The sequence below is a fragment of the Cellulomonas alba genome, assembly GCF_030362835.1.
Lineage (GTDB): Bacteria > Actinomycetota > Actinomycetes > Actinomycetales > Cellulomonadaceae > Cellulomonas > Cellulomonas alba.
The window spans coordinates 247,189-259,093 of record NZ_JAUCGQ010000001.1; the positions used below are offsets into that span (position 1 = coordinate 247,189).

Annotated in this window: 10 protein-coding genes; 6 read left to right on the forward strand and 4 right to left on the reverse strand. The window is 73.4% G+C overall.

Going from position 1 to position 11,905, the window contains the following annotated elements:
* Positions 1 to 141: 141 nt before the first annotated feature.
* The 6 genes from QRT04_RS01135 (at position 142) to QRT04_RS01160 (ending at position 7,025) form a co-directional block, all read left to right on the forward strand.
* Complete coding sequence (locus QRT04_RS01135) at positions 142 to 708, forward strand: hypothetical protein (RefSeq protein ID WP_289453043.1); 567 nt, start codon at positions 142 to 144, stop codon at positions 706 to 708.
* A gap of 79 nt (positions 709 to 787) precedes the next feature.
* Complete coding sequence (locus tag QRT04_RS01140) at positions 788 to 1,300, forward strand: helix-turn-helix transcriptional regulator (RefSeq protein ID WP_289453044.1); 513 nt, start codon at positions 788 to 790, stop codon at positions 1,298 to 1,300.
* An 82-nt stretch (positions 1,301 to 1,382) separates the two neighbouring features.
* The gene (locus QRT04_RS01145) at positions 1,383 to 2,648 is read left to right on the forward strand and encodes an HRDC domain-containing protein (RefSeq protein WP_289453045.1); all 1,266 of its coding nucleotides are present in this window, start codon (positions 1,383 to 1,385) and stop codon (positions 2,646 to 2,648) included.
* Between the two features lie 249 nt (positions 2,649 to 2,897).
* Positions 2,898 to 4,133, forward strand: a complete 1,236-nt coding sequence (locus QRT04_RS01150) for a thiolase family protein (RefSeq protein WP_289453046.1) — start codon at positions 2,898 to 2,900, stop codon at positions 4,131 to 4,133.
* Positions 4,130 to 6,247 carry a 3-hydroxyacyl-CoA dehydrogenase NAD-binding domain-containing protein gene (locus tag QRT04_RS01155; protein WP_289453047.1) on the forward strand — a complete coding sequence of 706 codons (2,118 nt, stop codon included), beginning with the start codon at positions 4,130 to 4,132 and terminating at the stop codon, positions 6,245 to 6,247. The genes QRT04_RS01150 and QRT04_RS01155 overlap by 4 nt, the downstream gene beginning before the upstream one ends.
* A gap of 103 nt (positions 6,248 to 6,350) precedes the next feature.
* A complete protein-coding gene (locus QRT04_RS01160) occupies positions 6,351 to 7,025 on the forward strand; it encodes a maleylpyruvate isomerase N-terminal domain-containing protein (protein WP_289453048.1) in 675 nt (224 codons plus the stop codon).
* Positions 7,026 to 7,035: 10 nt separating this feature from the next.
* Here QRT04_RS01160 and pflA read toward each other — a convergent pair whose 3' ends face one another.
* The 4 genes from pflA to QRT04_RS01180 form a co-directional block, all read right to left on the reverse strand.
* Positions 7,036 to 7,926, reverse strand: coding sequence for a pyruvate formate-lyase-activating protein (gene pflA / locus QRT04_RS01165; protein WP_289453049.1), 891 nt, complete (start codon positions 7,924 to 7,926; stop codon positions 7,036 to 7,038).
* 95 nt (positions 7,927 to 8,021) lie between these two features.
* Complete coding sequence (pflB, locus tag QRT04_RS01170; RefSeq protein WP_289453050.1) at positions 8,022 to 10,295, reverse strand: formate C-acetyltransferase; 2,274 nt, start codon at positions 10,293 to 10,295, stop codon at positions 8,022 to 8,024.
* A gap of 149 nt (positions 10,296 to 10,444) precedes the next feature.
* Positions 10,445 to 11,536 (reverse strand): fatty acid desaturase family protein, encoded by a 1,092-nt coding sequence (locus QRT04_RS01175; protein ID WP_289453051.1) that lies wholly within the window; start codon positions 11,534 to 11,536, stop codon positions 10,445 to 10,447.
* A gap of 126 nt (positions 11,537 to 11,662) precedes the next feature.
* A complete protein-coding gene (locus QRT04_RS01180) occupies positions 11,663 to 11,866 on the reverse strand; it encodes a cold-shock protein (RefSeq protein ID WP_289453052.1) in 204 nt (67 codons plus the stop codon).
* Positions 11,867 to 11,905: the final 39 nt, after the last annotated feature.

Consider the following 11,905-nt stretch of genomic DNA (forward strand, 5'->3'; position numbering starts at 1 on the left):
CGTCTCCGCCGATGGGCCACCTGTGCGCATCTCGTCGAGACCCGTCCCCATGAGTGCCGCGCGCTCGCCGCGCTCATGAGCGACCGACGACGGGGACCCAAGATCCGTCCGTGCCCCTGCGACGAGAGCTCCGGCTGGACCTTGCATGGCTGGGTCGACGGCATCCTGTTCCGCGCGGCCACCCGTCGGACGAAGTTCCTCGGTCTGCCCGTGATGAACCCGGGCACCCGGCGCGAGGTCACCGTCGGGCGCTCGTTGACCGGCCGGCCCGGCTACCGGATGCGCGCGTTCGGACCCAACCACCAGATCGGGTTCTCGCGCCTCGGCGTCCGCGGTGAGCTGTGGCTGGCCGCGGGCGACGGCGTGTTCGTCAGCTGCTCGTCCTCACCCAGGGGCGGGGACGCGATCGAGTCGTCGGTCCGCGACGGCCTGCAGCACGCGGTGCGCGTCCACGGCGCCTCGCTCGTCGAGGACGTCTCGGCCACGACGCTCGCGGGCCGCGCGAGCCAGCGCTACGTCCTGCACGTGCCGAGCGCCAGCGGCCGGGAGTTCCGCGCGGTCGAACGCGTCTTCGCGCGCGGGAGGTGGCGGTACGTGGTCGGCGTCCTCGGGCCCACGGCCGCGCCCGAGGAGGCCTGGGCGCGCGCCGAGCAGATGCTCGCGAGCTGGCGCTGGGAACGTCCCGACCCGAGAGAGGTGGCCCCCTGACTGCCGCGCCGGTGACGATGCGGCATCGCACGGGCGCGCCGCGCTCAAGTGCGCGCCCCGACCTGCCGATCCTGTGGACGTGAGCATCGAACCCCTACGCCGCGACGTGCCGCAGCTGCGCCGTCCGGACGTCCGGGTCGTCCCCACCGGGCGGCCGTCGGCCGTCGCGGGGCAGCCGATGTGTCTCGTGGTCAGCGAGGTCGCCGACGGCGACGGCACCGCCCTGGTGCGCACGCTGCGCCGGCGCGGCACGCACCGCGTCGTGGTGCTGACGCGGCGGGCCAGCCGCAGCGAGATCGGCGTGCTCCTCGCGGGTGGCGTGCGCGGTGCGGTCGCCGGGCTCACCGCCCAGTCGGTCGCCCGCCAGCCGGCCGCTCCCCCGCCGCAGCAGCCGCTGCCGGAGCTCACGGCGCGCGAGATCAGCGTGCTGCGCCTCGTGGCCGAGGGGCAGAGCAACAAGCTGATCGGCGACGCGCTCGGCCTCTCGGCGCTCACGGTCAAGAGCCACCTCGCGCGCATCTCCCGCAAGCTCGGCACGGGTGACCGCGCCGAGCTCGTGGCCATGGTCATCCGGGCGGGCGTCCTGCGCTGAGCGTCCGTGACGCTGCGCACAACCGCGCGCGTGCCCGCGCGGCCTGCGCGGATGCGCCACGCTCCTCGCCTACCGTGGTCTCATGCGACCGTCGGGGCTCGAGGAGCCTGTCCCGTCCGGGGACGAGGCACAGCCTGACGCCCCGGTCGTCCCCCTGCTCGAGCCCGCCGAGGGCGTGCCGCCGGTGATCGAGACGCCCGAGGCGTTCGCGGCCGCCGTCGAACGGTTCGGGGCCGGCACGGGCCCCGTGGCGGTCGACGCCGAGCGAGCCTCGGGCTACCGGTACGGCCAGCGCAGCTATCTCGTCCAGCTCCGCCGCGAAGGTGCCGGCACCGCGCTCATCGACCCGATCGCGGTCCCTGACCTGTCGCCGCTGTCGGACGCGCTCGTGGGTGTGGAGTGGGTGCTGCACGCCGCGTCGCAGGACCTGCCCGGGCTCGCCGAGCAGGGCATGCACCCGAGCCGCGTGTTCGACACCGAGCTCGCCGCGCGCCTGCTCGGCATGGAGCGCGTGGGCCTCGCCGCGGTCGTCGCGGACACCCTCGGGCTCGGGCTGGCCAAGGAGCACTCGGCGGTCGACTGGTCGACGCGACCGCTGCCGGACGAGTGGCTGCGCTACGCCGCGCTCGACGTCGAGGTGCTCGTCGAGGTGCGCGAGGTGCTCGCCGAGCGACTCGCGGTCGCCGGCAAGGCCGAGTGGGCGGCGCAGGAGTTCGAGGCCGTCCGGACGGCTCCCCCCGCTCCCCCGCGCGCCGAGCCGTGGCGACGCGTCTCCGGGCTGCACGCGATCCGCGACGCGCGCCGCCTGGCCGTGGTCCGCGAGCTGTGGCAGACGCGCGACGCCAACGCACGCCAGCGCGACATCTCGCCCGGCCGCGTGCTGCCCGACGCCGCGATCGTCGCCGCCGCGCAGGCCATGCCGCGGTCCGTCCCGCAGCTGACGGCGCTCCCCGCCTTCTCCGGCAAGGGCACCCGTCGGCGCGCCACGCTGTGGCAGCAGGCGATCGACCGCGCGCTCGCGCTCCCCGACGCGGACCTGCCGTCGGTGCGCGGTCCGAAGTCGGACGCGCCGCCTCCGCCGCGGGCCTGGGCCGACAAGGACCCCGCGGCGGCCGATCGCCTCACCGCGGCGCGCGCGGCAGTCGCGGTGCTCGCAGCCGAGCACGACGTGCCGGTCGAGAACCTGCTCCAGCCCGATCTGCTCCGCCGACTGTGCTGGGCCCCGCCCGCGGTGCTCGACGCCGAGTCGATCGGTGCGCAGCTCGCGGCCGGCGGCGCGCGCCCGTGGCAGGCGGCGCTCGTGACGCCCGCGCTCGTCGACGCGTTCGCATCGATCTCCGCCACCTGACGGCCGGCGCGTCGCCGCTGGTCACAGGCCCGGTGATCCCTCCTGGCGAGCAGACCCCGACCCCGGCCACGGACGCGCGTGGCGGGCACCGCCGCTCACGTGGCGCACGTCACGATCACCCTCGTCGGCGGTGTTACTCTTCGGTAACTTCCGGCCGCGCAAGGGACTCAGGTCCCGGGTAGCGTCGGCGGAGGCGGCCCGCGACGCGGGCCGGACAGGACACCGTCGTCCCGCCTCTGGAGGCTCTCGATGCCCGCCACCGATCGCGTCCGACGCGCCGTGTTCGTCGACGGGGTGCGCACCCCGTTCGGCCGCGCGCGCAAGGACGGTCTGTACGCCCACACCCGCGCCGACGACCTGGCGGTCAAGACGGTGCGTGAGCTGCTCCGCCGCCACCCTGCGCTCGACCCCGCCCGCGTCGACGAGGTCGCGATCGCCGCGACCACGCAGCAGGGCGACCAGGGCCTGACGCTCGGCCGCACGGTCGGCGTGCTCGCCGGCCTGCCCCGGTCCGTGCCCGGCTACGCGATCGACCGCATGTGCGCGGGCGCGATGACCGCCGTGACGAGCGTCGCGGCCACGATCGGCGTCGGCGGCGCTGACGTCGCGATCGCGGGCGGCGTCGAGCACATGGGCCACCACCCCATGGGCTTCGAGGCCGACCCCAACCCGCGGTTCCTGTCCGAGAAGCTCGTCGCGGCGGACGCGCTCAACATGGGCGTGACCGCCGAGAACCTCCACGACCGGTTCCCGCACCTCACGCGGGACCGCGCCGACGCGTACGGCGTCGCGTCGCAGCGCAAGTACGCCGACGCGCTCGCCGCGGGCCGGATCGACCCCGACCTGGTGCCCGTCGCCTTGCGCGACCCCGAGCGCGGCTGGGGACTCGCGACGGCGGACGAGCCACCGCGTCCCGGGACGACCGTCGAGGCGATCCGCACGCTGCCCACGCCGTTCCGCCCCGGCGGGCGCGTCACGGCCGGCACGTCCGCGCCGCTGACCGACGGCGCGGCCTCGTGCCTCGTCGCCGCCGAGGAGACGGCGGTCGCACTCGGCCTGCCCGTCCGGATGCGGATGGTCTCGTTCGCGTACGCCGGCGTCGAGCCCGAGGTGATGGGCATCGGCCCGGTGCCCGCGACGCGACGCGCGCTCGACCGCGCCGGGCTGACGATCGACGACATCGGCCTGTTCGAGATCAACGAGGCGTTCGCCGTCCAGGTGCTCGCGTTCCTCGACGCCTTCGGCATCGCCGACGACGACCCCCGCGTCAACCCCTACGGCGGCGCGATCGCGATCGGTCACCCGCTCGCGTCGTCCGGCGTGCGGCTCATGACGCAGCTCGCGCGCCAGTTCGAGGAGCACCCCGCGGTCCGCTACGGCCTGACGACCATGTGCGTCGGCCTCGGTCAGGGCGGCACCGTCGTCTGGGAGAACCCGCACCACGCCGACTACGTCCCCACCGCCGCGAACGGAGCCGACAAGTGACCCCCGCCGAGCCGCGCGAGGAGCGCGTCACCCACGCCCTGGTCCGCGACGTCAGGCTGCCGGGCGGCGCCGGCACGCTCGCGCTTGTCACGCTCGACAACGGGCTCGACCACACCAAGCCGACGACGCTCGGCCCGCTCGGCCTCGGCGAGCTCACCGCCGCCCTCGCGGCGGTCCGGCAGCGGGCGCTGGCGGGCGAGCTCGCCGCGGTCGCCGTCACGGGCAAGCCGTACTTCCTCGCCGCCGGCGCCGACCTCACGCAGGCTGCGCGGGTGACGAACCGCGACGACGCGCTCGCGCTCGGTCGGGCGGGTCACGCCGCGTACTCCATGCTCCACGACATGGGCGTGCCGACGTTCGCGTTCGTCAACGGCGTCGCGCTCGGCGGTGGCCTCGAGCTCGCGCTCAACTGCCACTACCGCACGGCCGCGTCCGACGTCCGGGCGCTCGCCCTGCCGGAGACCAGCCTCGGGCTCGTGCCGGGATGGGGCGGCGCGTACCTGGTGCCGCGGATCGTCGGCATCGAGAGGGCGCTGGACGTGATCCTCGCCCGGCCCGCGGCGAACAAGCCGTTCTCGGCCGCCGAGGCGGCGGCGATCGGCCTCGTCGACGTCGTGCTCGACCCGGCCGACTTCCTCGAGGAGTCGATTCGCTGGGCGGCGCGCGTGCTCACCGGCGAGGTCGCCGTGGACCGCAGGCCGCTCGACGACGCCGCGCTGTGGGACGGCGCCGTCGCGGTCGCACGCCAGCGGCTCGACGCCACCGTGCACGGCTCCCGGCCCGCGCCGGGCCGCGCGCTCGACCTGGTCGCGGCGGCGCGCACCGCGTCGCGCGACGAGGCGTTCGCTGCCGAGGACGAGGCGCTCGCCGACCTGATCATGTCCGACGAGATGCGCGCGTCGGTCTACGCGTTCGGCCTCGTCTCCGGCGGCAAGAAGCCCGTGGGAGCGCCCGACCGCTCGCTCGCGCAGCCCGTCACGAAGGTCGGCATCGTCGGCGCGGGACTCATGGCGGCGCAGATCGCGACGCTGTTCGCGCAGCGGCTCGGCGTGCCCGTCGTCATGCGCGACCTCGACGACGAGCGCGTCGGCAAGGGCCTCGCCGCGGTGCGGTCGACCGTCGAGCGGCTGACGTCGACCGGCCGCATGAGCGAGGCCGCCGGTGCGCGGCTGCTGGGCTCGGTCCACGGCACGACGCGCCTCGAGGACCTCGCGGACTGCGACCTCGTGGTCGAGGCCGTGACGGAGGTCCTCGAGCTCAAGAAGCGCGTGTTCGCCGAGGTCGAGCAGGTCGTCTCCCCCACGGCCGTGCTCGCGACGAACACCTCGGCCCTCTCGGTCACCGCGATGGCCGCCGACCTCACCCGTCCCGAGCGGGTCGTCGGCATGCACTTCTTCAACCCGGTGGCCGCGATGCCGCTCGTCGAGGTCGTCCAGGCCGAGCGCACGTCGGCCGAGGCGCTCGCGACCGCGTTCTCGCTGGTGGGCTCGCTGGGCAAGACCGCCGTGCTCGTCGCCGACCGGCCCGGGTTCGTGGTCAACCGGCTGCTCGTGCTGCTGCTCGGGGTGATCGTCGACGCCGTCGAGCACGGCACGCCCGTCGAGGTGGCCGACCGCGCGCTGCGGCCGCTGGGTCTGCCGATGCCGCCGTTCGAGCTGTTCGACCTCGTCGGCCCCGCGGTCGGGCTGCACGTGCTCACCTCGCTGCGCGAGGACCTCGGCGACCGCTTCCCGCGCTCGCCGGGACTCGAGAAGCTCGTCGCCGACGGCACGCGCGTCGTCCTCGACGCACCCGCGAAGGGGCTCCCCAAGCCGGTGAACCCGGCGATCCAGGCGGTGTTCGACGAGGCGCGGACGGACGGCTCCGACGCGCCGCTCGACGAGGCCGGCGTGCTCGACAGCGTGCTGACCGCGCTCACCGTCGAGGTCGGCCACATGCTCGACGAGGGCGTCGTCGCGACGCCGCAGCAGATCGACCTCTGCATGATCCTGGGCGCCGGGTGGGGCTTCCACCTCGGCGGCATCACGCCGTACCTGGACCGCACCGGGTACAGCGAGCGCGTGCTCGGCCGGCGCCTCCTGCCGGACGGCGTCGCGAACGTGCCGACCGTCTGACCCGCCACTCGCACCGCAGGAAGTCGGGCTCGGGGGTCGTGCGTCGCGACCGCGAGCCCGATTTCCTGCGCCGGGGCCCGTCCGGGTCGGCAGGATGGTCTCCATGACCGCGACCACGCTCCCGCCCCTGTCCCTCGTCGGCTCGCTCGACCGCGGTGCCGTCGCCCGCGCCACCGACCTGCTCGTCGGACTCGTCGCGGACGCGCAGGTGGGCGCGCGGTGGGACGACGAGTCGTCGTGCGCAGGCATGAGCGTCGGTGCGCTGACGTGGCACCTGGTCGACCAGCCGCGGCGGATCGTCGAGGTGCTGTCGGGGCCCGCGGGCGACGACGCGCCCATCACGCTCGACGAGCACTACGCCGAGGCCGCGTGGATCCAGCAGGACCTCGACGGCCCCGCCAACACCGGCGTCCGCACCAGCAACGAGGAGCGCGCCCACGCCGGCGGCCAGTCAGCCGCGCTCGAGGCGGCCCGGGCGGCGCGGGCGCAGCTGGACGACGCGCTCGCAGCCGCCGGTCCAACCGTGCACATCCCGTGGACCGGGCGGACGATCGGCACCGACGACTTCCTCGTCTCGCGGCTGATGGAGGTCGTCGTCCACTCCGACGACCTCGCGGCGAGCCTCGACGGCGTGCCGGTGCCGCAGTTCCCGGCCGCGGCGCTGCAGCCGGTCCTGACGCTGCTGAGCGACCTCGCGCTCCGGCGGCACGGGCAGGACGCGCTGGTGCGGACGCTCGCGCGACCGCAGCGCGCGCCGGGCGCGATCAACGCGTTCTGAGCGAGACGGGTCAGAAGACCGTGAGGCCGCGCTCGCGGAACTGCCCGCGCACCCGCTCGACGAGCTCGGGGCTCGGCGGCTGCGTGTCCTCGAGCTCGTACTCCATGCCGAGGTCGGCCCACTTGTCGCGACCCATCTGGTGGAACGGCAGCACCTCGACGCGGGTCACCGCGTGCCCGAGCGACGCGACGTAGTCCGCGACCTTCGCCACGTTCTCCTCGTCGTCGGTCAGGCCCGGCACGAGCACGAACCGGATCCAGATCTCGGTGTCGCCGCGCTCTGCCACGCGCCGGCCGAAGGTGAGCGTCGGGGCGAGCTCGCGGCCCGTCACGCGCTGGTACGTCTCCGGGTCTCCCGACTTCACGTCGAGCAGCACGAGGTCGACGTCGTCGAGCATCTCGTCGGTGCACGCCGCGCCCAGGAACCCGGACGTGTCGATCGCGGTGTGGACGCCCATCGCCTTCGCGCCGCGCAGCAGCGTCCGCACGTACGCGGGCTGCATGAGCGGCTCGCCGCCCGAGATGGTGAGGCCGCCGCCGGTCGCCTTGAACACGCCGCGGTACCGCGAGACCCGGCCCAGGATCTCCTCCGCGCTGACGTCCGTGCCCCGGCGCATCTCCATCGTGTCGGGGTTGTGGCAGTACAGGCACCGCAGCGGGCAGCCGGCGAGGAAGAGCGTCATGCGCGTCCCCGGCCCGTCCACCGCCGTCACGAGCTCCCACGAGTGCACCGAGCCGAGCCGCCCGGCCCGCACGTCCGCAAGGCGCTGCGAGCGCTCCTCGTCGGTCGTCTCGAGGCCCGCCGTGCCGGCGCCGTGCGTGCGACCGTGCGCGCCGCCGACGAGCGGCATGCCCAGCGGCACCACGGGGGCGCCGGTGGGGCGGTCGGTCACGACGGTCATCTCACGTCTCCTGACGGGTTCCGTGTCGGTCCGGAGGGCGGGTGGTCCGGCCGGGGGTCCGTGGGGGTCCGGGCCCCCGGCCGGTGCGGCGTCGGTCAGACGGCGCCGTGGAAGGTCCGGGAGAGGACGTCGAGCTGCTGCTCGCGCGTCAGGCGGACGAAGTTCACCGCGTAGCCGCTGACGCGGATCGTCAGCTGCGGGTAGTTCTCCGGGTGCTCCATCGCGTCGAGGAGCGTCTCGCGGTTCAGCACGTTGACGTTCATGTGGTAGCCGTTCGACAGCGTGTACGCGTCGAGCAGACCGACCAGGTTCGTCACCTGCTCCTCGCGCGTCCGGCCGAGACCCGACGGCACGATCGACGAGGTCAGCGAGATGCCGTCCTGCGCCTCGGAGTACGGGAGCTTCGCGACCGAGAGCGCCGAGGCGAGCATGCCGTGGCTGTCGCGCCCGTTCATCGGGTTGGCGCCCGGGGCGAACGGCTCGCCGGCGCGCCGGCCGTCGGGCGTCGAGCCCGTGGCCTTGCCGTACACGACGTTCGACGTGATGGTCAGCACCGACTGCGTGTGCAGCGCGTTCCGGTAGGTGGGGAACTTCCGGATCTTCGACATGAACTCGTTGACGATCCAGACCGCGATCTCGTCGGCGCGCTCGTCGTCGTTGCCGTAGGTCGGGAAGTCGCCCTCGATCTGGTACTCGGTGACGAGGCCGTCGGCGGTGCGCAGCGCCCGCACCTTCGCGTACTTGATGGCCGACAGGGAGTCCGCGACGACCGACAGGCCCGCGATGCCGCACGCCATCGTCCGCAGGATCTCGCGGTCGTGCAGCGCCATCTCGATCCGCTCGTACGCGTACTTGTCGTGCATGAAGTGCACGCAGTTGAGCGCGTCGACGTAGGTCTGCGCGAGCCACTCGAGCGTCGCGTCGAACTTCGCCATGACGTCGTCGTAGTCGAGGAACTCGCCCTCGACGGGCGCCGTCAGCGGCGCGACCTGCTTGCCCGAGACCTCGTCACGGCCGCCGTTGATCGCGTAGAGCAGCGCCTTCGCGACGTTGACGCGCGCGCCGAAGAACTGCATCTGCTTGCCGACGCGCATCGGCGACACGCAGCACGCGATCGCCGCGTCGTCGCCCCACGAGTCGCGGATCAGGTCGTCCGACTCGTACTGCACGGCGGAGGTGTCGATCGAGACCTGCGCGCAGAAGTCCTTGAACCCCTGGGGCAGCCGGTCGCTCCAGAACACCGTCATGTTGGGCTCGGGAGCCGGACCCAAGTTGTACAGCGTCTGCAGGTACCGGAACGACGTCCTGGTGACCAGCGGGCGCCCGTCCTCGCCCATGCCGCCGATCGACTCGGTGACCCACGTCGGGTCGCCCGAGAACAGCGCGTCGTACTCCGGGGTCCGCAGGAAGCGCACGATCCGCAGCTTGATGACGAAGTCGTCGATGATCTCCTGCGCCTGCTCCTCGGTGAGGCGGCCCGCCTCGAGGTCGCGCTGCAGGTAGATGTCGAGGAAGGTCGAGGTCCGGCCCAGCGACATGGCCGCGCCGTTCTGCTCCTTCACCGCGGCGAGGTAGCCGAAGTAGAGCCACTGCACGGCCTCGCGGCCGTTCGTGGCCGGAGCAGAGATGTCGTAGCCGTACGAGGCGGCCATCGCCTTGAGCTCGCTGAGGGCCCGCAGCTGCTCGGCGAGCTCCTCGCGGTCGCGGATGACGTCCTCGACCGAGCGCTCCATGTCGAGCTCGGCCTTCTCGAGCTTCTTCGCGGCGATCAGCGCGTCGACGCCGTACAGCGCGACGCGGCGGTAGTCGCCGATGATCCGGCCGCGGCCGTAGGCGTCGGGCAGGCCGGTGATGATATGGCTGCTCCGCGCGGCGCGGACGGCGGGCGGGTAGACGTCGAAGACGCCGTCGTTGTGGGTCTTGCGGTACTTGGTGAAGATCTCCTCGACGACGGGGTCCGGCTCGTACCCGTAGGTCTGCAGCGAGCTCGCCACCATGCGGTACCCGCCGTTGGGCATGATCGCGCGCTTGAGGGGCGCGTCGGTCTGGAGGCCGACGATGACCTCGTCACCCTCGCTGATGTAGCCGGGCGCGTGCGACGTGATGGTCGACGGCGTCGTCGCGTCGACGTCGTACACGCCCTTCTCGCGCTCCGCGGGGAACATCGCCGAGAGCTTGTCCCAGATGCCCGTCGTCCGCGGGGTCGGGCCCGCGAGGAACGAGGCGTCGCCGGCGTACGGCGTGTAGTTCCGCTGGATGAAGTCGCGCACGTCGACCGCGTCGACCCAGGGGCCGGCGACGAAGCCATCCCATGCGGCGGGGTGCGTCCCCTCGCTCGCCGTGGTGGGCGGGACTGCGGTGGTGGACATCTGAGCTCCTTGGTGAGGTCCGATACCTCGACGCTAGGGAGCAATTGATGGGATGTCTCGGGACCTCCGTCCCGTGGTCCTCGTCACCAGGGCACACACCGGTGTGACGTGCGAGACACCCGCCCCGCGCGGCCCGCGGACCCGTGGCCTCACACCCGCGTCGACGCCACCAAGGGGCAGACGAACGGGTCCCGGTCACCGAGCCCGACCTCGTTGAGGTGACGGACGACGATCGCGTACGAACGCGGGAGCGACACCTGGGTGTACGGGATCGCGTGCTCGGCGCAGTACGCCCGGACCACGGGCGCGACCCGGCGCAGCGACATCGACGGCATCGACGGGAACAGGTGGTGCTCGACCTGGTGGTTGAGGCCGCCCATCGCCATGTCGAGCCAGCGCCCCCCGGTGATGTTGCGGCTCGTCAGCACCTGACGGCTCAGGAAGTCGATGCGCGCGTCCTTGGGGACGAGTGGCATGCCCTTGTGGTTCGGCGCGAACGCCGCGCCCATGTAGACCCCGAACAGCGCGAGCTGGACGGCCAGGAACGCCGCGCCCTTGGTCGGCGACATGACGACCAGCACCAGCGCGACCCAGCCGAGCAGCCGCGCGGCGAGGAAGACGCTCTCGATGGAGCGGCGCTCCATCGGGACGCGCGACGTGATGCGGCGGATGGCGTGGATGTGCAGGGCGATGCCCTCGAGCAGGAGCAGCGGGAAGAAGAACCAGCCCTGGCGGCGCAGGAACCACCGACCGGCCGCGGTCCGCCGGGCCGCGACGTCGTCCGGCGTGAAGCCGAGGACCTTCATGTCGATGTCGGGGTCGGCGTCGACCTTGTTCGGGTTCGCGTGGTGGCGCGTGTGCTTCCGCTGCCACCAGCCGGCGCTCAGGCCCACCGCGAGGTTCGCGAGCAGCAGGCTCGTCCAGTCGTTGGCCCGGCCCGAGACGAAGATCTGCCGGTGCGCGGCGTCGTGGCCGAGGAACGCGCACTGCGTGAAGACGACCGCGGCCACCGTCGCGACGAGGAGCTGCCACCACGAGTCGCCGACGAGGACCACGCCGACGACGAGCCCCACGAGGGCGAGCGCCGCACCGGCCAGGCGGAACCCGTAGAACGTGTACCGCCGCTCGAGGTGCCCACCGGCGCGCACGTCACGGGTCAGCGCGGTGAACGCGCTGGTCGGATGCACGGCGTCGGCGTCTCGCGGTCGGGTTCGCAGGACGGTGGGTGCGGTGGTGCTCATGGCGTGTCCGTGCCTCTCAGGCGGCTGTCGCGCGGGTGACCCGTTCGCCCCGGGGGTAGGACGGACGGATGTGCGAGGGCGCCCCGACCCGACGGGTGGGGCGCCCTGCGTGCGGCGTGACGAGCGTCAGAGCGGCGTGATGTTCGAGGCCTGCGGGCCCTTCGCGCCCTGCGTGACCTCGTACTGCACCTTCTGGTTCTCCTCGAGCGAGCGGTAGCCGCTCGTCGCGATCGCGGAGTAGTGCGCGAAGACGTCCGGGCCGCCGTCGTCGGGGGCGATGAAGCCGAAGCCCTTCTCGGCGTTGAACCACTTGACGGTTCCAACAGGCATGGTGCTCTCTCTCTCGGTCGATCGACGGCAGTGGGGTCA

Bases quoted from the DNA above. Each gene is read 5' to 3' on its own strand.
- QRT04_RS01175 (WP_289453051.1), bottom strand. From the start codon at position 11,536: ATGAGCACCACCGCACCCACCGTCCTGCGAACCCGACCGCGAGACGCC.
- pflB (WP_289453050.1), bottom strand. From the start codon at position 10,295: ATGTCCACCACCGCAGTCCCGCCCACCACGGCGAGCGAGGGGACGCAC.
- QRT04_RS01145 (WP_289453045.1), top strand. From the start codon at position 1,383: ATGCGACCGTCGGGGCTCGAGGAGCCTGTCCCGTCCGGGGACGAGGCA.
- QRT04_RS01150 (WP_289453046.1), top strand. From the start codon at position 2,898: ATGCCCGCCACCGATCGCGTCCGACGCGCCGTGTTCGTCGACGGGGTG.
- QRT04_RS01160 (WP_289453048.1), top strand. From the start codon at position 6,351: ATGACCGCGACCACGCTCCCGCCCCTGTCCCTCGTCGGCTCGCTCGAC.
- QRT04_RS01180 (WP_289453052.1), bottom strand. From the start codon at position 11,866: ATGCCTGTTGGAACCGTCAAGTGGTTCAACGCCGAGAAGGGCTTCGGC.
- pflA (WP_289453049.1), bottom strand. From the start codon at position 7,926: ATGACCGTCGTGACCGACCGCCCCACCGGCGCCCCCGTGGTGCCGCTG.